The organism is Cupriavidus sp. WGlv3, from assembly GCF_023952475.1.
GTDB lineage: Bacteria > Pseudomonadota > Gammaproteobacteria > Burkholderiales > Burkholderiaceae > Cupriavidus > Cupriavidus phytorum.
Genome location: NZ_JALHRX010000007.1, coordinates 82,273 through 104,660 on the forward strand (window position 1 = coordinate 82,273; position 22,388 = coordinate 104,660).

Below are 22,388 nucleotides of genomic sequence, written 5' to 3' on the forward strand. Positions count from 1 at the left end.
GACAGGAGGCTTGGATGACCAAACGCCAGACACCCCTTTCCATAGTGCAGGGAACCAGCGCGCCGCGGCGCGCGCGCGAAGTCAGCGCGGCGCCACCGGTGCAGCAGGTGCCGCGCGCGCGCAGCGGCCGCACCCGGCGCAACGACAAGGCGCGCGCGGCCGACCTGGTGGTGATCGGCGGCGGCTCCGCCGGCGTGGCCTGCGCGCGGCGCGCGGCGGCGCACGGTGCGCGCGTGATCCTGGTCGAGCGCGACGCCATCGGCGGCACCTGCGTCAACCGCGGCTGCGTGCCCAAGAAGATGCTGTCCTACGGCGCCTCCTGGTCGGCGATCCTGTCGGGCTGCCTGTCGCACACCGGCGGGCACGAGGACTGGCGCGATGCCATCGTGCGCGTCAACGCCGAGGTCGCGCGCCTGAACGTGGGCTACACCCAGCGCCTGACCGATTCCGGGGTGGAAGTCCTGCATGGCGAGGCGCGCGTCACCGGGCCGGAGGAAGTCTGCGTCGGCGACGAGACCATCCAGGCGCGCCGCATCCTGATTGCCGCCGGCGCGCGCCCGCGCACGCTCGACGTCCCCGGCGGCGACCTGGCCGCGAGCTCCGACGACGTCTTCACCTGGCAGAGCCTGCCAGCATCCGTCGCCGTCATCGGCGGCGGCTATATCGGCGTGGAACAGGCCTCGATCCTGTCGCGCTACGGCGTCAAGGTCGACCTGGTCGTCGCCGGCGACCGGCTGCTGCCGCATTTCGACCACGACATCGGCGCGGCGCTGGCCGACGCGCTGACCGCGCGCGGCGTGCGGCTGCACCTGAATGCGCGCGTGCACCTGCTGAGCCAGGCCAACGGCGCGGTCGAGGTCTGCTACCAGCCCACCAACGACCCGAGCCGCGCGGGCCAGACCGAAGCCGTGCGCGCGCAGGCCGCGCTGGCGGCGATCGGACGCGTTTCCAATGTGCAGGGCCTGGGGCTGGAAGCGCTGGGCGTAGCCTTCGGCGAGCGGGGCGGCATCCGCGTCGACCGCCAGTTCCGCAGCAGCGTGCGCAGCGTCTATGCGCTGGGCGATGCCATCGACGGCCTGCACCTGACGCCGGTGGCCACCGCGCAGGGGCGCTGGCTGGCCGACCGGCTGTTCGGGCGGCGCGGCGAACGGGCGGATTTCGATATCGTGCCGACCGCGGTGTTCTGCGAGCCCGCCATCGGCGCGGTGGGCTTGACTGAAGCGCAGGCCATCGAGGCTGCCGGCAAGCCCGAGCGCATCCGTACCGTGGTCAAGCGCTTTGTCTCGCTGGAGCATCGCTTTGCCGGGACGCCGCATCAGTCGGTGTTCAAGCTGGTGCTCAACGCGCGCAGCGGGCGCGTGCTGGGGGTGCATCTGATGGACAACGCGGCGCCGGAGATCGTGCAGGCGCTGGCGGTGGCATTAAGGCTGGGGGTGAGGGAAGCGCATCTGCAGAGTACGGTGCAGGTGCATCCTACGGTGGCGGAGGAGTTGTTCGGCTAACGGCGCGCTTTCACACCCGCTTGTTTTCTCCCCTCTCCCGCTTGCGGGAGAGGGGCGGGGGAGAGGGCCGGCGGATCCACGAAGTCGGATGCCCGAATCCACGCACGCCCCGGACACGTCGTAAACCTAGCCAGCCTCCACGGGCAACCTCAACACCGCCCGCACTCCGGTACCCTGCCCCCCTTCGCCCAGTTCCACCGTCCCCCCAAACCGCGCCGCCATCTCCCGCGAAATCGCCAGCCCCAGCCCCGAGCCCGGCTCGGCATTCCCCACCCGCCGGTAGAACCGCGCGAACACCTTCTCGCGTTCCTCGGCCGGGATGCCGGGACCATCGTCCTCGACCCCCAGGCAGGCATGATCGCCCACCCGGGTCGCCGACAGCGTGATGCGGCTGCCGCGCGGCGAGTACTGGATTGCGTTATGGACCAGGTTGGCCAGCGCCTCGCGCAGCAGCGCGGGGTCGGCGCGCACCGGCAGTGCCAGCCCCGGCACCGGCTCCCAGCCGAAGTCCTGCTGCTTGCCGCGCGCCAGCGGCAGGTAGTCCAGCGCGACCTGCTCGGCCACGGTGACGGCATCGATGATGTCGATGCCTTCGCCGGCTTCACCAGCTTGCGCGGCGTCGGCGCGGTGCTGGCGTACCCGCGCCAGCGCCAGCAGCTGGTTGGTCAGCCGCGCAGCCTGTTCAAGTTGGGTGACGATACCGCCCACGGCTTCGCCGGCTGCCGCGCGTGCGGCTTCGGGATCGGCGGCGTTGAGCTGGCGCTGGGCGTACTCGGCCTGGGTCTTGAGGATGGCCAGCGGGGTGCGCAGCTGGTGCGCGGCATCGGCGATGAACTGCGCCTGCGACTGCGCCATCGCGGCCGAGCGCGATACGTGCAGGTTGACCGCATCGACCAGTGGCCGCACCTCGGCGGGCACGCGCTCGAACGCAAGCGGGGTCAGGTCCTCGGGCGAGCGCGCCTCGACGTCGTCGCGCACGCGCGCCAGCGGGCGCAGCACGTAGGTGACGCCGCCCACCAGGATCGTGGCGCTGAGCAGGATCAGCAGCAGGTCGCGCGCCAGCGCGCTGCGCCACACCGAGCCGATCAGCGCGCTGCGCGGCTCGGCGGTCTCGGCCACCTGGATGATCACGCGCATGCGCGCGTCGGGCCGGTACACCGGCCGCGCCATCGCGGCGATGCGCACGGCCTCGCCCAGGTATTCGGCGTCGTAGAAGCGCGGCTGGTTGTTGACCAGCGGGCCGCGCGGCAGCGGCAGGTCGCTGTAGCCGGTCACGGTCTCGACCTGGCCGGCGCGCTCGGTCGAGACGCGGTAGAACACGTGGGTCTGCGCCGCGGTCTCGAAGATCTCCATGGCGGCGTCGGGCAGCGTCAGCTGGACGTTGTCGCCGGCCATGCCGATGGCATTGTCGATGGCGCGGATCGAGCCGTAGAGCGAGCGGTCGTAGGCGGTGTTGGCGGCGTCGCGCAGGGTGCCGTAGGTGAGCCAGGTGTCGAGCGCCATCATCGCCGCCAGCGCCGGCAGCAGCAGCAACAGCAGTTGCCGGCGCAGGCTGCCGCGGCGCCACAGCAGCACCGGGTGCCGCATCTCAGCCCTTCGCCTCCGGCTCCAGCAGGTAGCCGAAGCCGCGCAGCGTGACGATGGTGACCCCGTGCCCGGCCAGCTTCTTGCGCAGCCGGTAGACCAGCACCTCGATCGCATCGGGCGAGACGTCGGCGTCGAGCGAGAACACCTTGTCGAGCAGCTGCGCCTTGGTCAGCGGCTGGCCGCTGCGCGCCAGCAGCGCGCCCAGCAGGGTCGATTCGCGCGGCGTCAGCGCCAGCGGCGCGCCGCCCAGCGTGAAGCTGCGGGTTTCGCCGTCGAACACCAGCGTGCCGCACTGCAGGCGCGGATGCGCGCGCCCGCGGCTGCGGCGGATCAGCGCCAGCAGCCGCGCTTCCAGCTCGGCAATGGCGAAGGGCTTGGGCAGGTAGTCGTCGGCGCCCAGGTTCAGGCCGCGCACGCGCTCGTCCAAAGTGTCCTGCGCGGTCAGGATCAGCACCGGGGTGCGGTCGTCGCGCCCGCGCATGGACTTCAGCACCGCCAGCCCGTCCTTGCCGGGCAGCCGCAGGTCGAGCAGCACGGCGTCGTATTCCTCGGCCTGCAGGCGCGCCTCGGCCTGCAGCCCGTCGGCGACGTGCTCGATCACAAAGCCGCCCTGCTCCAGCGCGCGGGCGACCCAGCGTGCCAGTTCGACTTCGTCCTCCACCAGCAGGATGCGCATGCCGGTCTCCTCCTGTGCCGGTTGGTTCTATGTTAGTTGCGGCGCGCACACGCGGGAACAAGGCCTGGAACGCGCCCGCAAAACCGGGGGCAGCACCGATGGAGCGCGCCCGCCGCGGGCGCCTATAATACCCTCGCCCCGCCACTCCCGGCGCGCTCGCCGCGTCACCGGCGGCATCGGTAGTCCCTCCGTCCCGAGCACCGTGTCCCCGAGTTCGTCCCAGCCGTCCCGACTATCCCAGCCGTGCCAGTCCGCCTGCGCAGCGCCCGCTTCGGGGCAGCGCCGCCGCCTGCTGGGCGCCGCGCTGCTGGGTGGCGCCGCATGGCCCCTTCATGCCCAGTCCAGGCCGCCGGCAGCGCCGCCGGGATATCCGTCGGGGTACGACGCCACTATTGCGGGCGCGCTGCGCGAAGGCATGGTCACGGTGTACGCATCGACCGACCTGGAGGTGGCGCGGCCGCTGATTGCCGCGTTCGAGGCGCGCTACCCCGGCATCCGCGTGCACTACCAGGATCTCAACACGGTCGAGCTCAACCAGCGCTTCCTGGCTGAAACCGCGGCGCTGTCCGGCCAGCCGCCGGGGCCGCAGGCCATCTTTGCCGATGTGCTGTGGAGCACCGCCATGGACCTGCAGATCAAGCTGGTCAACGACGGTCACGCGCAGCGCTACGCCTCGCCCGAGCGCGCCGGGCTGCCGGGCTGGGCGGTGTGGCGCGACGAGGCCTGGGGCACCACCTTCGAGCCCGCGGTGATCGTCTACAACCGCCACCACCTGGCCGGCATGCGCCCGCCGCGCAGCCGCAGCGGACTGGCGCGGCTGCTGCAGGAGCACGCGCCGCGCTGGCATGGCAAGGTGGTGACCTACGACGTCGAGCGTTCCGGGGTGGGCTACCTGCTGGCGCAGCAGGACGCGCGCATGGGCAGCGAGTTCTGGTACCTGGCGCAGGCGCTCGGGCGGGCCGGGGTGCAGCTGTCGGCGTCGACCGCGGAAATGATCGAGCGCATTGCCAGCGGCGAGCTGGTGATGGGCTACAACCTGCTGGGGTCCTATGCCCTGTCGCTGATGCAGCGCGGCGCGGCGATCGACGTGATCGCCCCCAGCGACTACACGCTGGTGATGTCGCGCGTGGCCTTTATCGCGCGGCGCGCGCCGCGGCCGAATGCGGCGCGGCTGTGGCTGGACTACCTGCTGTCGCGCGAGGGCCAGGCGCTGCTGGCCAAGTCGACCTCGCAGCTCTATACCATCCGCACCGATACCGACAGCGTGCACACCGCCGCGGCGTTGTCGGAGCGGCTCGGCTACGCGCTCAAGCCGATCAGCGTCGGCCCGGGCCTGCTGGCGGCGCAGGACGCGATGCGCAAGCGCGCGTTCCTGGCGCGCTGGCGCGAGGCGATGCGCGGCTAGCGCTGCCGCCGGGAACCACCGCAGCGGCGCTCAGGGAACCAGGTCAGGGGTATCGAGGCCGCCGTTCTGCGCTCCCCCGCAGGCCTGCCGGCACAGCGTGGACAGCTCCTGGTCCAGCTCGGCCATCGGGCGCGGCACGTAGCCGTGGCGCAGCGCCGGGGAAAACTTCAGGGTATCGATGAAGGCGTCGGACAGGCGCTCGGCATTGGCGTCGAGGTTGAAGTCCTGCGGCGAGAACAGCCAGTGCGCCAGCACCCCGCCGATGGCGGCATGGAAGGCGTTGACGGCCAGGTCCAGGTCCAGGTCGGCGGGCAGCTGGCCGCGCTCCAGCGCCAGGCGCAGGTGCTCGCGCATCTTGACCAGGCCTTCCTGGTGCGACTGGCGCTGGCGCTCGAAGATGGCGCCGTTGTCCTGCACCATTTCGCACTTGTGGAAGATGATCTCGAAGACCCGGCGCCAGCGCGGGTTGATCACGGTCTGGCGCATCACATAGGCGCAGATGTCGCGGATGCCGCCGAGCGGGTCTTCCTGGCGCGCCAGCCGCTCCGGCTCGATCAGCGCTTCCACCGGCAGGTGCACGCGGTCGCACATGGCGGCGAAGACATCGCTCTTGTTCTTGAAGTGCCAGTAGATCGCGCCGCGGGTGACCCCCGCCGCCTCGGCTATGTCGGCCAGCGACGGGCGTGCCACGCCGCGGGCGTGGAACACGGCCTCGGCCGCGTCGAGTATCCGGTGGCGCGTCTCAAGCGCCTCTTCCTTGGTGCGTCTGACCATGATTGTCTCTGGTGCCGGCGGCATGGCGCGATCGTTCGCGATCGGGCGCATATGGCCGGCATGGTTTGGTTCTCCCTGATGCGGCTGCCATGGCAGCCGCACATGCCGGCGGTGTGGGCCACCGGCGGGTCGTTGTCATCACATTGAGTGGCATTGCCAGCTTGCGAGCCGACACGACGGCGCGCATCCTAACCCGAGCCGGCGGTTTGCGCCGTGATCCCGGGTCGGATTGAACGCATTTCGTACCAATCCGATCGATGGACGGCATGCGCTTGCGTATTGGCGTGCCTTTTCGTGCAAGTTGTGCGCCGAAAGGCCCCTTCGCAACATCAACTTAACATACATGCTTGAATGTATATATAATACGCGCTTGCCCGGCATTCGGCCAGCCGCCCTCTGTGACCTACCCAGCACGGCGGGCAATCCTGCCGCAGGCCAGCCGGTCAATGTTTCCAGTCGTCATATAAAAGCCACCGTTCGTCGCAATCGTCACCGCGACGCCGCGATTTGTGGCTAGCATCACGCTTTTGTCCGCCGCAAAGCCTTGCGGCGCGCCATGTCGTTCCCGTTTGTCCGATGACAGGCCGGGGCGCCACGGCGGATCTCAAATTGCCATCATGGGGTTATCGATGAGGAAGTCCCAACGTATCAGTCGCGTTGCAGCCTGTGCACTAGCGGCCCTGTCGGCCGTGGCGCTGTCCGCCTGCGGCGACAAGAAGGCCGAGGGCGGCGCCCCGCCGCCGCCTGAAGTGGGCGTGGTCACCGTGACGCCGTCGCCGGTCGCCGTCGTCAATGAACTGCCGGGCCGCCTGGAAGGCGTGCGCACGGCCGAAGTGCGCGCCCGCGTCGAAGGCATCGTGCTGTCGCGCAACTACACCGAAGGCGGCGAAGTGAAGGCCGGCCAGGTCATGTTCCGCATCGACCCCGCCTCCTACCAGGCCGAACTGGCCTCGGCGCAGGCCGCGCTGCAGCGCGCCGAAGCCAACGCCGTGTCGGCGCGCCTGAAGGCCGACCGCTACAAGCCGCTGGTGGCGGTCAATGCGGTCAGCAAGCAGGAGTACGACGACGCCGTCGCCGCCGCGGGCCAGGCCAATGCCGACGTGGCTTCGGCCAAGGCCGCGGTGCGCACCGCCCAGATCAACCTGGGCTACACCACCGTGACCGCGCCGATCAGCGGCCGCGCCGGCCGCGCGCTGGTGACCGAGGGCGCGCTGGTGGGCAAGGGCGAGGCGACCAAGCTGGCGCTGGTGGAGCAGGTCGACCCGATGTGGGTCACCTTCACCCAGCCGGCCTCCGAAGTCACACGCCTGCGCCGCGCGATCGAGTCCGGCGCGGTCAAGGGCATGAACGGCGGCGCCCGCGTGCACCTGTTCGTCGAGGACGGGCGCGAGTATGCGCACACCGGCAAGCTGCTGTTCTCCGACATGACGGTCGACCCGACCACCGGCGCGATCACGCTGCGGGCGCAGTTCCCCAACCCGAACCGCGAGCTGCTGTCGGGCACCTTCGTGCGCGTGAAGATCGAGCAGGGCGTGGACGAGAACGCGCTGACCGTGCCGCAGCGCGCGCTGATCCGCGGCGCCCAGGGCGCCAGCGTGATGGTGGTGGGTGCCGACGGCAACGTCGCGGCGGTGCCGGTCAAGGCGCCGCAGGCGATCGGTGACCGCTGGATCGTGACCGAAGGGCTGAAGGGCGGCGAGAAGGTGATCGTCGAGGGCCTGCAGAAGGTCAAGGTCGGCGCGCCCGCCAAGGCCGTGCCGTTCGTGCAGGCCGGCGCCTCGGCACCGGCCGCAACCCCGGCCGCGGCTTCCGCCGCTCCCGCCTCGGCGCCCAAGGCCGAAGCGAAGCAGCAAGTCAGCGCCGAGGGCAAGCAAGGCTGAACACCGCCGGGCCGCGGCGGCTGACGCCAGCCGCCGCGGCCCACAGGGCTAGACAAAGAGGGAGCCAGTCTTATGGCCAAGTTTTTTATCGACCGGCCGGTGTTCGCGTGGGTGCTCGCGCTGATCATCGTGCTGGGCGGCATATTGTCGATCCTGCAGCTGCCGATCGCGCAATATCCGAACATCGCCCCGCCGACGATCTCGGTCACCGCCACCTATCCGGGTGCGTCGGCCAAGACGCTGGAGGATTCCGTCACTTCGGTGATCGAGCAGGAGCTTAACGGCGCCCCCAACCTGCTCTACTACAGCTCCACCAGCGAGTCGTCCGGCCTGGCCAGCATCACCATCGCCTTTGCGCCGGGTTCGAACGTCGACCTGAACTCGGTCGAGGTGCAGAACCGCCTCAAGCGCGTGGAAGCGCGCCTGCCGGCCGAAGTGCGCCAGCAGGGCGTGCGCGTCGACAAGGCCGGGAACAACTACATGATGTTCCTGACCGTGTCGTCCAAGTCCGGCACGGCCAGCGCGATCCAGCTCGGCAACTACGTCTCGGCGCAGGTGATCGACTCGATCCGCCGCGTGCCCGGCGTGGGCCAGGCCGACCTGTTCGGCACCGAGTACGCGATGCGGATCTGGCTGGACCCGGCCAAGCTGACCGGCTTCAACCTGACCCCGACCGACGTCACCGCCGCAGTGGGCGAGCAGAACATCCAGGTCGCCGTGGGCGAGCTGGGCGGGACGCCCTCGCCCAAGGGCACCGAGCTCAACGCCACCGTCACCACCGAAAGCCGGCTGACCACGCCGGAGCAGTTCGGCAACATCCTGCTGCGCACCAACCCGGACGGGTCGTCGGTGCGCATCAAGGACGTCGGCCGCGTGGAACTGGGCGGCGCCGACTACTCGACCCAGGCCCGCACCAACGGCAAGCCGTCGGCGGCCATCGCCATCAAGCTGGCCCCGACCGGCAACGCGCTCGCCACCGCCACCGCGGTGCGCGCCAAGATGGAAGAGCTGTCGAAGAACTTCCCGGGGGACTACGAGTACTCGGTGCCGTACGACACCTCGGCCTTCGTCAAGATCTCGATCGAGGAAGTGATCAAGACCCTGCTCGAAGCCGTGGTGCTGGTGTTCCTGGTGATGTACCTGTTCCTGCAGAACTTCCGCGCCACGCTGATCCCGACGCTGGTGGTGCCGATCGCGCTGCTGGGCACGTTCGGCGCGCTGCTGGCATTCGGCTTCTCGATCAACGTGCTGACCATGTTCGGCATGGTGCTAGCCATCGGTATCCTGGTGGACGATGCCATCGTGGTGGTCGAGAACGTCGAGCGGATCATGAGCGAGGAAGGCCTGTCGCCGCGCGAAGCGACGCGCAAGGCCATGGGCCAGATCACCGGCGCCATCGTCGGCATCACGCTGGTGCTGACCGCGGTGTTCATCCCGATGGCGTTCTTCTCGGGCTCGGTGGGCAACATCTACCGCCAGTTCTCGCTGTCGCTGATCGCCTCGATGGCGTTCTCGGCGCTGCTGGCGCTGACGCTGACCCCGGCGCTGTGCGCGACCATGCTCAAGCCGGTGGAAGCGGGCCATCACCATGAGAAGAAGGGTTTCTTCGGCTGGTTCAACCGCACCTTCGCCACGGCCTCGACCGGCTACCAGGGCGTGGTCGCGCGCATCCTCAAGCGCACCGGCCGCTACCTGATCATCTACGCGCTGATCATCGCCGGCGTGGTGGTGCTGTTCAAGCGCCTGCCGTCGTCGTTCCTGCCCGATGAAGACCAGGGCTACATGATCACCGTGGTGCAGCTGCCCAACGGCGCGACCCAGGACCGTACCATCGGCGTGCTCAAGCAGATCGAGGACTACTACCTGCAGAAGGAAAGCAAGGTGGTGGACCAGATGATCACGGTGGCGGGCTTCTCGTTCTTCGGCCGCGGCCAGAACGGCGGTATCGCGTTCGTGCGCCTGAAGGACTGGAAGGAGCGTACCGGCGACGGCGAGACCGCGCAGGCGCTGGTCGGCCGTGCCTTCGGCGCGCTGTCGTTCATCAAGGACGCGATCATCTTCCCGCTCAACCCGCCGGCGATTTCCGAGCTGGGCAACTCCTCGGGCTTTGACTTCCGCCTGCAGGACCGCACCGGCCAGGGCCACGCCAAGCTGATGGAAGCGCGCAACATGATGCTCGGCATGGCCGCGCAGAGCCCGGTGCTGATGGGCGTGCGCCCCGAAGGCCAGGAAGACGCGCCGCAGCTGCAGATCGACATCGACCGCGAGAAGGCCAAGGCGCTCGGCGTCTCGGTGGCGAGCATCAACTCGACGCTGTCGATCGCCTTCGGCTCCAACTACGTCAACGACTTCATCTACGAAGGCCGCGTGCGCAAGGTGATCGTGCAGGCCGAAGGCGCCGACCGCCGGCTGCCGGACGACCTGACCAAGCTGCGCGTGCGCAACAGCAACGGCGACATGGTGGCGTTCGCGGCGTTCGCGACCTCGAAGTGGGTGATGGGCTCGCCGCGCCTGGAGCGCTACAACGGCATGCCGGCGGTGAAGCTGGCGGGCCAGGCCGCGCCGGGCCGCAGTACCGGCGAAGCCATGCGCGTGATGGAGGAAAACTTCGCCAAGCTGCCGCCGGGCTTCGGCTTCGAGTGGTCGGGTCAGTCGTACGAAGAACGCCTGGCCGGCTCGCAGGAACCGATCCTGTACACGCTGTCGCTGATCATCGTGTTCCTGTGCCTGGCCGCGCTGTATGAAAGCTGGTCGATCCCGTTCTCGGTGCTGCTGGTGGTGCCGCTGGGCGTGCTCGGCGCGCTGCTGGGCGTGACGCTGCGCGGCATGCCCAACGACGTGTACTTCAAGGTGGGCCTGATCGCCACCATCGGCCTGTCGGCGAAGAACGCCATCCTGATCGTGGAATTCGCCAAGGACCTGCAGGCGCAGGGCAAGGGCCTGATCGAAGCCACGCTGGAAGCGGTGCACCTGCGCTTCCGCCCGATCCTGATGACGTCGATGGCGTTCATCCTGGGCGTGCTGCCGCTGGCGATCGCCACGGGCGCGGGCTCGGGCAGCCAGCGCGCCATCGGTACCGGCGTGATGGGCGGGATGATCACGGCCACGGTGCTGGCGATCTTCCTGGTGCCGGTGTTCTTCGTGGTGGTGCGCAAGCGCTTCAAGGGCAGTGCTCGCCAGCGCATGCTGGACCAGAAGTGGCACGATCCCCAAGAGGAAATCTGAACATGACCAAGACTCTGACCACACTGCTGCTGGTGGCCGGCGTTCTGACGGGGTGCACGCTGGCCCCCCACTATGACCGCCCTGCCCCGCCGGTGGCAGACAGCTTCCCGACCGCGCCCGAAGGCTATGCCACGGCCGAGGTGAAGAGCGGCGAAACCCGCCGCGCCGCCGACATCGGCTGGCGCGAGTTCTTCCGCGACCCGCGCCTGCAGGCGCTGATCGCGAACTCGCTGGAAAACAACCGCGACCTGCGCACCGCGGCGCTGCGCATCGAGGAAGCGCGCGCGCTGTATCAGGTGCAGCGTGCCGACCTGCTGCCCACGGTGAACGTCGACGGCAGCTACACCCGGGCCCGCACCACCGCGGCCCAGGCGGCGACGGTGCTCGGGCAGCCGGGCGTGACCGAGGTGTACCAGGTCGGCCTGGGCATCTCGTCGTACGAGCTCGATTTCTTCGGGCGCGTGCGCAGCCTGTCCAATGCCGCGCTGGCGCAGTATTTCGCCACCGAAGAGGCGCGCCGCTCGGCGCACATCTCGCTGGTGTCGGAAGTCGCCAAGGCCTACCTGGCCGAACGCGCCTATGCCGAACAGTACGAGCTGGCGCGCGACTCCCTGAAGGCGCGCGAAAGCACCTACGGACTGGCCAAGCAGCGCTTCGAGGCCGGCGCCACCTCGGCGCTTGACCTGCGCGACAACGAGTCGCTGGTGGCGCAGGCCCGCGTCGCCGCGGCGCAGCTGGCACGCCAGCGCGCGCAGGCGCACAACGCGCTCGAAGTGCTGGTGGGCAAGCCCATCGGCACCATCGAGAACCTGCCCGAGCCGATGCGCCTGTCGGACGAGCGCATCATCAGCGATATCCCGCCGGGGCTGCCGTCGGACCTGCTCGAGCAGCGTCCCGATATCCGCCAGGCCGAGCAGCAGCTGCTGTCGGCCAACGCCAATATCGGCGCGGCGCGCGCGGCGTTCTTTCCGCGCATCACGCTGACCGCCAGCGGCGGCACCATCAGCCCGACGTTCTCGGGGCTGTTCGATGCCGGCACGCGCGCCTGGTCGTTCGCGCCGCAGCTGGTGCTGCCGATCTTCGATTTCGGCCGCAACCTGTCCAACCTGGACCTGGCCAACGTGCGCAAGAACATCCAGGTCGCCAACTACGAGAAGACCATCCAGACAGCCTTCGCGGAAGTGGCGGACGCGCTGGTGGCACGCGGCACGCTGGAAGACCAGGTGGCGGGCCAGGAACAGGCGCGCAACGCCGAGGCCGCTCGCTACGAGCTGTCGCGCCTGCGCTTCCGCAGCGGCGTGGCCAGCTACCTGGACGAGCTCGATGCACAGCGCCAGCTGTTCACCGCCGAGCAGGCGCTGGTGCAGGCGCGGCAGCTGCGGCTGAACAATGCGATCGATTTGTACCGGTCGCTGGGCGGCGGCTTGCAGGAGAGCAGTGCGGTGGCGCAGCAGGGCACGCCGGCGCAGCAGGGGACGGTGACACAGTAACGCCGCCTGTTGCCCTAACAAAAAACGACGCGCCTCGGCGCGTCGTTTTTTTTGCTGGTGGTTCGCTCCCCTCTCCCGCAAGCGGGAGAGGGAGTACACAGTCGGCGGTTCGAGGGACACAAGCCAGTGGTGTCGCCACTGATTTTTTCGTCCTCAAAACTTGTACGAAGCCGCCACGAAGAACACCAGCGGATTCGGCTCCAGCCTGGTCTTCGAGGTCGACAGCACGGTGCCGTCGGCCGCCTTGATCGTCATCGTCGACGTGGTCTTCAGCGGGATGTAGGTCACTGCCGCCGTCAGCCCCCAGTGCTCGTCGAAGTTGTAGGTGCCGCCGATATTGAAGACGGGCGCCCACGACGACGAGGCATCGGCGCTGACCGAGGTCGGTCCCGGAATGCCCGCGCCCGCGGCCAGGATGGCGCCGAGGTTGTTGTTGACCGAGCTGGCGAAGGCCGGATTGACTTCGATGTTGGTAAAGAAGTTGTACGAGACCCCGAGCCCCAGGAACGGCCGGAAGCGCGTGCCCGGCTCGAGGAAGTGGTACTGCACCATCGCCGCCGGGCTCCACTGGCGCGCCTTGGTGATGATCGGGTTCAGCGACGGGTCGCCCAGGCTCTGGCGGCCGAGCGCGCCGGCCGGGCCGGGCGGGATCAGCTCGCCATGGCCATAGAGCTTGAATTCGGGCGGGATGCCGCCCACCGCGGTGATGGCGATATGGTCGGTGACGAAGTGGCTGAAGGTCAGCCCCAGCGTATTGGCGTTGGACGACGAGATGCTGCTGCCCGGCGCGGTGAAGCTCGACGGCAGCCCGAGCGGGTAGTTGATCGGCACGTCCAGCAGCGTGGTGGTGAGCGGGTCGCTCTGGCCGTGGGTCCGGATATGGAACCAGCCGGCCGAGACCACGTTGTCGCCCTTCTTCTGGGCGTGGGCAGGCACGGCGATGCTGGCCAGCGCGGCCAGCACCAGCGCGAGCGTCAGGTGCAAGGTCTTCATGTTGTGTCCCCGGGCAGTGAAGTCACTGGTGATGCATCGATGAGGGCGCCGGGGCTGCGATGGCCCCGGGCCTGGGCCGGCTTATTGCACGAAGGCGCCGACGGTGAAGTACGGGCCGCTGTCGCGCTGCTCCAGGAAGCCGAACACGCCGCCGGTGAACATCAGCTTGCCGGTCGGCGCCGAGCCCGCCGGCGCCTCGCGGCGCGAGGTGCGCACCACGCCCGGCACCTGCTGCGCGAAGTCGAGCCGGTACGGGATCGCCAGCGACGCATCGGACGGCCGGAACGGATCCATCATGGTCGCGGCGGCGCCCACCAGTGCCGTCACGCGGTAGTTGAAGTTGCTGTCGACGCCGACGTATTCGCCATTGACCGTGCCCTCGGTGACCGCCACTGCCGGCGCCATCATGCCGATGCCGATCTCGTCGTCGGCGCCCAGGGGCCCGTTGGCGAGCGAGTCGTTGGCATAGCCCACGCGGATCATGATCGGCACCAGCTGGCCGCGCAGCTTGCCGACGATCAGGTAGGCCTTGCCCAGCGTGCTGCCCAGCGTGGGCGGCTGGCTCTCGGCCTTGTAGTGGGTCGACAGCAGCGCGCCGCTGGGCTGCGGCACGAAGTTGTTGCCCTTGCGCTCGCAGGTGTTGGTAGCGTTGTCGCACACCGTGAACGAGCCGTCGGCGGCGAGCGCCATGCGGTAGTCCTGCGCCACCAGCTGGAACTGCTTGGACGGCACCTCGTGGAAGCCGGTGCCGTGGTATTGCCCGGCGATCTTCGACAGGTCGGTCTCGGTCTGCGCGAAGCCGATGAACTGGAAGTACGGGAAGGTGGTATCGGGCACCGCCCCGGCGCCAAGCACGCCGTTGAACTGGATGCGCGCGCCCGGGATGGTGCCGCCCGCCACGCCTTCGCCGACGAAGAGCTTGGCCGGGCGGTTCGGATCGAGGCTGGCGCCGCTCAGCTCGAACGCGCACTGGTTCAGCTTCTCGGTGGGCAGGCCGGTCTCGGCCTTGAGCGTGCCGCGCAGCACGTTCCGGCCGTTGGTGGGATCGCTGCGGGTGGGCTGCACTGTGCCGGTCTGGCGCGGCACCGAGGAATCGAGGAAGGTCACCTGCCAGGTCATGCGAGAGGTGTCGATCTGCACCTTGACCAGTTCGCCCGAGCCGGTGCCGCCGGTGAAGGTGGTGTTGTAGTCCAGCGCTGCCGGGCACAGCCGCGTCTGCGCGGCCGTCGGCGTGGCCGGGGCGTCGTCGCCGCCGCCGCCACCGCCGCAGGCGGCAAGCATGGCGGTGGCGGCCACTGCCAGCGCGCGCGCCGGCGCGCTCGATGGGCGCGGAAGGATGATTGGATGCATGGCTTGGTCTCCTCGTTGTTTTGTCTGCGCTGCGCTCAGGGTGCCGCGAGCACGCCCACGCGGAAGGTCGGGCTGCTGCCGCCGGTGCCGGACAAGTGGCTGAACACACGGCCGCTGGCGATGAGCGCGCCGGTGGTGCCGCTGTTGTCGGTGGTGGTGACCATGCCCGCCGCGGCCTGCGTGAAATCGAGCTGGAAGCCGCCGGTCTGGTTCATCGTCATCGGATCGAGCAGGTCGACGCGCGCGCCCTTGATCAGCGACGCGGTGTAGGCAAAGTCGCTGCCCGAGCCGATATAGCCGCCGTCGAGCCGGCCGCTTGAGACAGTGGTGGCCGGCGCCATCAGCGCGAGCCCGGATTCATCGTCGACATTGACCGTCAGCGGCAACAGCGAGATCTGCGCGTAGCCAGTGCGCACCAGCAGCGGCACCAGCGCGCCATCGAGCTTGCCGACCACCATCAGCCCCTTGGCGCGGCTGGCGTTGCTGGCGGTGATGGCCTGGCCGTGGAACGACGGATAGCGGCGGCTACCGTCGGCATTGCTGCTTTCGAATGCGCCGTCGGCGCTGCGCAGCTTCCAGTTGTTGCCGGTGCTGAGGCAACTGCCGCTCGCCGTGGTGCAGCTGCCGTCGTCGTTGAGCGTCTCGGTGGTCTGCGCGGTGGCGGGCGTGAAATGGCTCGAGGCGGTCAGCGTGCCGCCGGACGGCACCTGGTGGTAGCCCAGCAGGTTGTAGGTGCCGGCCACCCTGGCGAAATCGGTCTCGGTCTGCGCGAACGCCAGCACCGGGTAGAACGGGAAGGTGGTGGCCGGGATCGCGCCAAGGCCCAGCACGCCCGGATAGGAGATGGTCGCGCCCGGGATGCCGCCGCCGGCGACGCCGTTGCCGAGAAAGATCACCGGCGGTTTGGCGCTGTCGATATTCGCCTGCGAGACACCGTCCGAGGCCGTGGCGGTCTGCAGCGCCACCGCGCAGCGGTTCTGCTCGGCGGTAGGCAGCGAGCTCAGGTTGGCGAAGGTGCCGGTGAAGGTCACGCCCGCGCGCGTCGGACTGACGCTGCCGGGCTGCCTGGGCACCGGCGACTCGATGATCTCCAGCTGGTACGTGCGCGCCGCGGTATCGAAGCGCAGCCTGACCAGCTCGCCCGCGCCGGAGCCGCCGGTGAAGGTGGTGCCGTAGTCCAGTGCCGCCGGGCACAGCGATCCGGGCGGACCGCCGATGGTGACCGGCCCCTGTGCCGGGCACGTGCCCGTGTCCGCGCATTGCGGCGGCGCCTGCGTGCCGGCGCGCGGCGCGTCCTCATCGCCGCCGCCGCCCCCGCAGCCGGCCAGCACCGCGGCCACACTCACCCCTGTCACAACCAAGGTCCTGCGCCAAAGCCTCGACATGGTCATTGCCTGTCTCCTGTCTTTCCTGCGACCCCTGTTGCCGGATCGGCGGTCCGGCTCTGCGTCCGGATCCTGTCGTGAGCGGCGACTGTCGCCGCGCACGGGTTTCAGCGTCAATAGAGCGGCCGTTCCAAACGGGCGCGGCCGCGCGCGGTGCGTGCCGCGTCAGAAGCGATACTCGGGATTGGCCGGGTCGAACGACGAGGCCTCGAAGGTCTTGCGCACCAGCTTGTCGAACATGATCTTCTCGACCATGTTGCCGTCGGCATCCCACGCGGTTTCGACGCGGATATACGGATGCTTCAGGTCCAGCATCAGTTGCACCCGCTTGGCGTAGTACTGCGGCGCGCCGGCCGGCAGGTCCCAGGTCAGCGCCACCATGCGCACGCCCTGCTCCTGCACGATCTCGGCCTTGCCGTATTTCTCGGACAGGCCGGCGGCGCGCAGCGATCTGGCGTCGCGCTCGAGCATCGACAGGACGTACTGGAAGCCCAGGTCGCGCACGGTATGGTTGGACTGCGAGCGCGCCAGCGAGCCGTCCAGTGCGATCCACATCGAGGTAAAGCCCAGCACGCCGCCCAGGTGGCCGTACATCTCGTCCTTGCGACGGGTCTCGTCATACAGGATTTCCTGGCCCGCCTGCGCACCGCCCGGCAGCCACTTCGCATAGAGCTGGCGCGGCGCATGGCGGTAGCGGATCTGCATCTTCGCGGGCTGCTCCTGCCACTGGCCGTTGAGCCGTTCCTGGCGCGACATCCAGTACTCATACTCGGGATACCGGTTCATCTCGGCGCGCGCCCATTTCAGCAGGGCATCGGGCTGCAGCGCCTGGAACACGGCCAGCACGTGGGCATCGGACAGGCGCGCGAGCTCGCCGCTGGCGACCTGGCGTGAGAACAGCGCGGCCTGCTGCGCCGACGGCAGGCCGTCATAGGCCGTGCCCGCGACGGCGGCAGCGCTGGCCGGCTGGGCCATGGCGACAGGCGGAAACGCCAGCGGCGCGCCCAGCAGGCCGATGATGGCGCCGCTGATGGCGGCAAGGCGGCGCAGGTTTTTCGGTGGAACGTTGGATGGTCGACCGGATGGTCGGATCGGCGCATGGATTGACACGGCAGCTTCCTCCTCAAGACGGGCAAAGCGAACAGGTCACCGCAGCGCGGGCGGCATGCCGCGGGCGCGCGGGTTCACCGGGGCCGCGGCGCGGCCTCGCCGGATGGATCGACGGTTCAGGTTGCGTGAGCGCGGCGGCGCCGTGCCGGCGGTAACCGGCGGCGGCGCGCGCCGCTATGTCCTGGTGCGCATTCGCATCCAGTCATCCAGCGGGTTGCTGGGAAAGCTCACGGTGTGCTCGCGCGCGCGCACCGGCACGCTGGTCACGGCGGCACGCTTGGTGCCCGCATTGCGCGCGGTGCGTGCGCTGGTGCGGGCCTTGCCGAGGGCGGCGGCGGCATGGCTGGCCGCCTCCCCCATGGTGGCCGCGCTCGCGGCGACGCAGGCATCCGGGTCATTGGCGGAGCTGCTGGCGCGCTGCGCGCCGTGCTGCTGGTCTTCGCCCAGCTCGAACGCCGACTGCAGCGCCGCGAGCTGGTCCGCATTGGGCTGCGCCACGTTCAGCACGGCCTCGACCATCGCGGTGAGCTGGGCCAGCACGTGCGCATCGCTCATCTGCCGGCCCTGCGTGAAGGCAGGCAGCAGGCTGGTCAGTTCCTCGCCGGCGAGCACGCCGGCCAGCGCCTTGAGCGCGAACTGCAGGCGCCAGCCCAGCTCATGCCGCGGCAGCGCCGGAATGGCGCGCGCGAAGGCATCGAAGAAGCGGCCGTACACCGGCGCATAGTGCTCCAGCAGGTATTGCTGGATAAAGGGCGAGGTATCCGAATACACGCGTCCCAGCAGCCGCAGGAACGACGGCCCGCCCACCGCCGGGTCGCGCGCCATCTGCAGCGCGGGCACGAACAGCGCGCCCATCACGTGCTCGCAGCGGATGGCGTGGCCGGGCCAGCGCGCTTCGCACGCATCGAGCAGCGCCAGGCGCCGCGCGTTGAGCGGGTCCAGGCGCCGGCTCAGCACGGCGTGCATCATGATGTCCTTGCTGCGGAAGTGGTAGTTCACGGCGGCCAGGTTGACGATGGCGCGCGACGTGACCTGCCTGAGCGAGGTGGCCTCGTAGCCGACCTCGGTGAACAGCTTTTCCGTGGCGTCGAGAATCCGGGCCTTGGTGTCTCCTGCCGAGCTTTTGCCGGTCTTCATGGGGGCGCTTCTCTCTTCTGTACCGCGATAAACCCCTGTGCAATTTGCTGCGCTGTCCGCTCCCTGCTCTGACGGCATACGGATGCTTGAAACAGCTGTACGAAGCCTATCCACGGCTTCGGGCGTTTCACAAGACCTGAATTGGAATGGGCATTCTAAAAACCGATGTTGTGTTGGCAATCGCACGGCATTGTCCGCCGCGCCATGCAGCGGGCACGCTGGCCGCATGGCTGCGCAGCCAGACAAGGCAGTGCCGGCCTCGCGCAAATCCATCATGACGTGAGATTTTGCGCCAGCGCGTCGGCGTTCTGCGCGCTCAGCGCGAACACCGACAATTGCGGATTCGCGCCCACGCTGGTCGGGAACACCGAGCCGTCGAACACCGACAGGTTGGCCAGCTGGTGATGGCGGCCCCGGCTGTCGACCACCCCGCCACGCGGGTCGTCGCTCATGCCGCAGCCGCCCATCAGGTGCGCGGTGAACAGCGCGGTGCGAAACGGCTTGAGCGGCAGCCGCGCGATGGCCTGGCGGGCTTCGGGCCAACTGCGGTATTCGGCGGCGTCGAGATGCGCGGGCCGCACGCGTTCGGCACCGGCGGCGAACTGCGCCTGCGCCATGCTCAGCCACGCGCGCCGCACGCCGTCCCAGGCGTAGTCGGTCATTTCGTAATCGAGCAGCGGGCTGCCGTCGGGCGCCAGGCGCACGCGTCCGCCCGGACTGTCAGGCACGAAGCCGTCGCGCAGCAGCGCCAGCATCGCTTGGGTATGTGGCAGCTGTGCCATGTCGCGTCGCAGCGCCTCGCCGACGCCGTTGACCACGCCCGCGCTGATGCCGGGGAACATTGGCGGCACCTCGAGCTTGTAGCCCATCGGCCCGGTCGCGCCGTGCTGCCACTGGAAGTGGTCGGAGGCGATGGATTGGGGCGCGCCATAATAGGGATCAATGCGCTCAGTCATCTTGGCGATACTGATATTCACCGGATGGATAAACGTTCGCAGTCCCAGCCGCTGATGCGGGTCCGGCACGCGCGAGCGCAGCAGCAGCGCCGGCGTGTTGATGGCGCCGCCGGCGGCAACCACATGGCGGGCGCGTACGACCACGCCGATGCCGGTGGGCGTATAGCCGTCGGCGCCCAGCGCTTCGCCGGTGACCGAGCGCACCCGCTTGCCGTCATGGTCCAGCGTGCGCACGCGCACGCGGTGCACCAGCGTTGCGCCGCTGGCCAGCGCCGCGGGGATGGTCGAGACCAGCATCGACTGCTTGGCGTTGACCGGGCAGCCGAAGCCGCAATAGCCCGAGTTCCAGCAGCCCTTGACGTTGCGCGGGATCACGTGCCATTCCCAGCCCAGCGTCTCGCAGCCGCGCCGGAGCACGTCGTTGTTGGGATTGGGCGCCATCGCCCAGGGGGCGATGGCCAGGCGCGCCTCCACCTGCTGAAACCATGGCGCCATGTCGGCCTCGCCGTGGCCGGTGACGGCGTGGTGCGTGGCCCAGTGCGCCAGCGTCTGCGGCGGCGTGCGGAAGCTCGACGACCAGTTGACCGTGGTGCTGCCGCCGACCGCGCGACCCTGCAGGATGGCGATGGCGCCGTCGGCGGTGGTGCGCGCCGCGGCCTCCTGGTACAGCTCGCGGTAGGCGCGGTTCTCGTCCATGTCGCGGAAGCTGTCCGAGGTGCGCAGCGCGCCTTCTTCCAGCAGCACCACGCGCAGGCCGGCGCGGCTGAGCGCCTCGGCGCTGATACCGCCGCCAGCGCCGCTGCCGACGATGACAACGTCCGCATCGAGCGTGCGCGGGGTGGTGAAGGTGGAGGCGTCCAGTACCTTCCAGCCGGCGGCGATGCCGGCGTCGTAGAGATTGTCGATGGCCATGGCGGGATCAGGCGTGCAGCGCCCGGTAGACGGCCGCGTTCGGGCCGGGATAGCCGCTGCCGGCCCACGCGGCCGGCAGCGCGTAGTAGCCCACGCTGGTGAGCTTGACCAGCACCACCGCGCCGGCATTGAGCGTGGCCAGGCGGCTGGCGCGCCAGCGCGCCAGGAAGGCCTGCACCTGTGCCGGCGTGGCAGCGCTCCAGTCCTGCCGGATGCCGGCCAGCGCCCAGCGCAGCGGGGTGCTGGCCAGCAGGCCGAACAGCTTGCGCAGCTCGGCCTGCGCGCCCGCGCCCATCGCGGCGCAGGTCGCGTCGATATTGCGCAGCGCGTCGTGCGCCAGCGCGGCCTGGCGCTGTGGCGGCGCTTCGGCCAGTTCGGTGACGATGGCCGGCAGCAGCGCGCGGAACATCGCCACGTCGTCCGGGCGCAGGAACGACATGCCCGCCTGCGGCGCGGGATCGGCGGACGAGCAGCCGGCCAGCGACGGCACCAGCGCGGTACACGCCAGCGCGGCCGAGAAGCCAAGGCCCACCTTGAGGAAGCCGCGTCGCGTCAGCGCGTGCAGCGCATCGGCATCGGCCACCGCGCGGCGGTGATGAGGGTTGGGGCGCATCGGGTCTCCTTGCGTCAGTGTCTTGTCTTCGCTGTGCTGTGCGGGCGGGCAGGCCCGCATTGACGCTAGCCGGAGTTTGGATAAAGATCGGTGCCCGGTCTTGATCCCGCATGACAGGTGATTTGATGCCACGCGCCACTCCGCCCGATGGCGGTGCCGGTGCCGGTGATACGGAGACCGGCACCGCATCCGGTACCGTCTCGCTCGCCTACCTGCGCGCCGTGCTCGACCACGGCGAGCGCCTGGGCATCGCCGCGGCCGAACAGCTGCGCGCCGTCGGCGTGCCGCCGGAGGTGCTGGACGCGGGCGCGCAGGCGCAGACCGCCACGCGCATTGCCGGCGCGGCCTATCTCGCGCTGCTGGACTGGCTGGCGCAAGCCACCGGCGATGCCGATGTCGGCCTGCGCGCCGGCGCCGCGTTCGCGCCGCGCCACTATGCCGAGATGGGCTACGTCGTGCTGACCACGCCTACCGTGCGCGACGCCATCCTGCAAGGCATCCGCTATGAAGTGCTGGCCAACGACATCGGCGGCACCCGCCTGATCGAAACACCGCAGTCCGCGTGCATGACGTGGCAAGCGCGGCATGGTCCGCTGTCGCGCCATGCGCATGAGCTGCATATGGCCACCTGGGTGGTGTTCGCGCGCTGGCTGATCGGCAGCCAGCATGTGGCGACGCAGGTCGAATTCCCGCACGCCGCGCCGGCCGATACCCGTTTGCATGCCGAGGTGTTCGGCTGTCCCGTGGTCTTCAATGCCGCGCGCCATGCCATGCATATCGAACGCGCCCTGCTCGACCTGCCGTCGCTGCAGGCCGATGCCGGCATGCAGGCGCAGATGACGCGCATCGCCGACTCGCAGTTGCAGCAGATCGTGCCCGCCGGTGCCGACGCGCTGGCGCAGGCGCGTGCCTGCATCCGCGCGCGGCTGCCGCAGGGCGAGGTGCCGATCGCCGACGTCGCCGCGCACCTGGGCCTGCCGGTGCGCACGCTGCAGCGGCGGCTGCAGGCGCAGGGCATCAGTTATTCACAGCTTGTGGATAACGTGCGGCAGGCGCTGGCCCAACAATACCTGGCCGAACCCGGCCTGAGCCTGGCGCAATGCGCGATGCGGCTCGGCTATTCCGAACAGAGCGCCTTCACCCACGCGTTCAAGCGCTGGACCGGTGAAACGCCGCATGGCTGGCGCCGCAAGGGCCGGGCCCCCTAGCGCCCCTTTGTTGCGGCGACGCCTACGTCATCGGCGAAGCCCCGAAAAAATCCTGCGGTTTCAAACGCACGCAGCCATGTCCCGGTGCAAAGGGCGATGCCGCCTTATGGCGTCGTTTGATGTGCTCCAGGCGCCTCTGGCACACCGCAAAAATTAGAACCATCCTTCGATTCACGGCATTGACC

General features: G+C 69.4%; 16 protein-coding genes. 6 read left to right on the forward strand and 10 right to left on the reverse strand.

The window, feature by feature from the left end; translation table 11 throughout:
• Positions 1-14 precede the first annotated feature (14 nt).
• Positions 15-1,502 carry a dihydrolipoyl dehydrogenase family protein gene (locus MKD38_RS14100; RefSeq protein WP_252677686.1) on the forward strand — a complete coding sequence of 496 codons (1,488 nt, stop codon included), beginning with the start codon at positions 15-17 and terminating at the stop codon, positions 1,500-1,502.
• 126 nt (positions 1,503-1,628) lie between these two features.
• On the opposite strand, the gene MKD38_RS14105 is transcribed toward MKD38_RS14100, so the two are convergent.
• Complete coding sequence (locus tag MKD38_RS14105; protein WP_252677687.1) at positions 1,629-3,089, reverse strand: sensor histidine kinase; 1,461 nt, start codon at positions 3,087-3,089, stop codon at positions 1,629-1,631.
• 1 nt (position 3,090) lies between these two features.
• A complete protein-coding gene (locus tag MKD38_RS14110; RefSeq protein WP_012354366.1) occupies positions 3,091-3,765 on the reverse strand; it encodes a response regulator in 675 nt (224 codons plus the stop codon).
• Positions 3,766-3,967: 202 nt separating this feature from the next.
• Between MKD38_RS14110 and MKD38_RS14115 the strand changes: the two genes are divergently transcribed.
• The gene (locus MKD38_RS14115) at positions 3,968-5,170 is read left to right on the forward strand and encodes an ABC transporter substrate-binding protein (RefSeq protein ID WP_371925694.1); all 1,203 of its coding nucleotides are present in this window, start codon (positions 3,968-3,970) and stop codon (positions 5,168-5,170) included.
• A gap of 30 nt (positions 5,171-5,200) precedes the next feature.
• On the opposite strand, the gene MKD38_RS14120 is transcribed toward MKD38_RS14115, so the two are convergent.
• A complete protein-coding gene (locus MKD38_RS14120; RefSeq protein ID WP_252677688.1) occupies positions 5,201-5,944 on the reverse strand; it encodes a TetR family transcriptional regulator in 744 nt (247 codons plus the stop codon).
• 629 nt (positions 5,945-6,573) lie between these two features.
• Here MKD38_RS14120 and MKD38_RS14125 point away from each other — a divergent pair.
• The 3 genes from MKD38_RS14125 (at position 6,574) to MKD38_RS14135 (ending at position 12,539) form a co-directional block, all read left to right on the forward strand.
• On the forward strand, positions 6,574-7,824 hold the full coding sequence (locus MKD38_RS14125) for an efflux RND transporter periplasmic adaptor subunit (protein WP_252677689.1): 1,251 nt from the start codon (positions 6,574-6,576) through the stop codon (positions 7,822-7,824).
• A gap of 72 nt (positions 7,825-7,896) precedes the next feature.
• Entirely contained in the window at positions 7,897-11,049 is a 3,153-nt protein-coding gene (locus MKD38_RS14130; protein ID WP_252677690.1) for an efflux RND transporter permease subunit, read from the forward strand.
• 2 nt (positions 11,050-11,051) lie between these two features.
• On the forward strand, positions 11,052-12,539 hold the full coding sequence (locus MKD38_RS14135; RefSeq protein WP_252677691.1) for an efflux transporter outer membrane subunit: 1,488 nt from the start codon (positions 11,052-11,054) through the stop codon (positions 12,537-12,539).
• A 153-nt stretch (positions 12,540-12,692) separates the two neighbouring features.
• Here MKD38_RS14135 and MKD38_RS14140 read toward each other — a convergent pair whose 3' ends face one another.
• From MKD38_RS14140 to MKD38_RS14170, 7 genes are all read right to left on the reverse strand, one after another.
• On the reverse strand, positions 12,693-13,532 hold the full coding sequence (locus MKD38_RS14140; protein WP_252677692.1) for an OmpW/AlkL family protein: 840 nt from the start codon (positions 13,530-13,532) through the stop codon (positions 12,693-12,695).
• A gap of 81 nt (positions 13,533-13,613) precedes the next feature.
• Complete coding sequence (locus tag MKD38_RS14145; RefSeq protein ID WP_252677694.1) at positions 13,614-14,882, reverse strand: DUF2957 domain-containing protein; 1,269 nt, start codon at positions 14,880-14,882, stop codon at positions 13,614-13,616.
• Positions 14,883-14,917: 35 nt separating this feature from the next.
• Positions 14,918-16,273, reverse strand: coding sequence for a DUF2957 domain-containing protein (locus MKD38_RS14150; RefSeq protein WP_252677695.1), 1,356 nt, complete (start codon positions 16,271-16,273; stop codon positions 14,918-14,920).
• Between the two features lie 159 nt (positions 16,274-16,432).
• Entirely contained in the window at positions 16,433-17,317 is an 885-nt protein-coding gene (locus tag MKD38_RS14155; protein WP_252677908.1) for a DUF1571 domain-containing protein, read from the reverse strand.
• A 234-nt stretch (positions 17,318-17,551) separates the two neighbouring features.
• Positions 17,552-18,514 carry a TetR/AcrR family transcriptional regulator gene (locus MKD38_RS14160; protein ID WP_252677696.1) on the reverse strand — a complete coding sequence of 321 codons (963 nt, stop codon included), beginning with the start codon at positions 18,512-18,514 and terminating at the stop codon, positions 17,552-17,554.
• 272 nt (positions 18,515-18,786) lie between these two features.
• Positions 18,787-20,382, reverse strand: a complete 1,596-nt coding sequence (locus tag MKD38_RS14165) for a GMC family oxidoreductase (protein WP_252677697.1) — start codon at positions 20,380-20,382, stop codon at positions 18,787-18,789.
• Positions 20,383-20,389: 7 nt separating this feature from the next.
• Positions 20,390-20,995: a hypothetical protein gene (locus MKD38_RS14170; RefSeq protein ID WP_252677698.1), complete on the reverse strand. Its 606-nt coding sequence runs from the start codon at positions 20,993-20,995 to the stop codon at positions 20,390-20,392.
• A gap of 125 nt (positions 20,996-21,120) precedes the next feature.
• Between MKD38_RS14170 and MKD38_RS14175 the strand changes: the two genes are divergently transcribed.
• Positions 21,121-22,203, forward strand: coding sequence for an AraC family transcriptional regulator (locus MKD38_RS14175; protein ID WP_252677699.1), 1,083 nt, complete (start codon positions 21,121-21,123; stop codon positions 22,201-22,203).
• The last annotated feature ends 185 nt before the right edge of the window (positions 22,204-22,388 follow it).

What these genes read in the sequence shown, in the direction of transcription:
- MKD38_RS14165 (WP_252677697.1), bottom strand. Translation starts at nt 20,382, where the DNA reads ATGGCCATCGACAATCTCTACGACGCCGGCATCGCCGCCGGCTGGAAG.
- MKD38_RS14140 (WP_252677692.1), bottom strand. Translation starts at nt 13,532, where the DNA reads ATGAAGACCTTGCACCTGACGCTCGCGCTGGTGCTGGCCGCGCTGGCC.
- MKD38_RS14145 (WP_252677694.1), bottom strand. Translation starts at nt 14,882, where the DNA reads ATGCATCCAATCATCCTTCCGCGCCCATCGAGCGCGCCGGCGCGCGCG.
- MKD38_RS14100 (WP_252677686.1), top strand. Translation starts at nt 15, where the DNA reads ATGACCAAACGCCAGACACCCCTTTCCATAGTGCAGGGAACCAGCGCG.
- MKD38_RS14175 (WP_252677699.1), top strand. Translation starts at nt 21,121, where the DNA reads ATGCCACGCGCCACTCCGCCCGATGGCGGTGCCGGTGCCGGTGATACG.
- MKD38_RS14170 (WP_252677698.1), bottom strand. Translation starts at nt 20,995, where the DNA reads ATGCGCCCCAACCCTCATCACCGCCGCGCGGTGGCCGATGCCGATGCG.
- MKD38_RS14130 (WP_252677690.1), top strand. Translation starts at nt 7,897, where the DNA reads ATGGCCAAGTTTTTTATCGACCGGCCGGTGTTCGCGTGGGTGCTCGCG.
- MKD38_RS14125 (WP_252677689.1), top strand. Translation starts at nt 6,574, where the DNA reads ATGAGGAAGTCCCAACGTATCAGTCGCGTTGCAGCCTGTGCACTAGCG.
- MKD38_RS14135 (WP_252677691.1), top strand. Translation starts at nt 11,052, where the DNA reads ATGACCAAGACTCTGACCACACTGCTGCTGGTGGCCGGCGTTCTGACG.
- MKD38_RS14110 (WP_012354366.1), bottom strand. Translation starts at nt 3,765, where the DNA reads ATGCGCATCCTGCTGGTGGAGGACGAAGTCGAACTGGCACGCTGGGTC.
- MKD38_RS14160 (WP_252677696.1), bottom strand. Translation starts at nt 18,514, where the DNA reads ATGAAGACCGGCAAAAGCTCGGCAGGAGACACCAAGGCCCGGATTCTC.
- MKD38_RS14105 (WP_252677687.1), bottom strand. Translation starts at nt 3,089, where the DNA reads ATGCGGCACCCGGTGCTGCTGTGGCGCCGCGGCAGCCTGCGCCGGCAA.
- MKD38_RS14120 (WP_252677688.1), bottom strand. Translation starts at nt 5,944, where the DNA reads ATGGTCAGACGCACCAAGGAAGAGGCGCTTGAGACGCGCCACCGGATA.
- MKD38_RS14150 (WP_252677695.1), bottom strand. Translation starts at nt 16,273, where the DNA reads ATGACCATGTCGAGGCTTTGGCGCAGGACCTTGGTTGTGACAGGGGTG.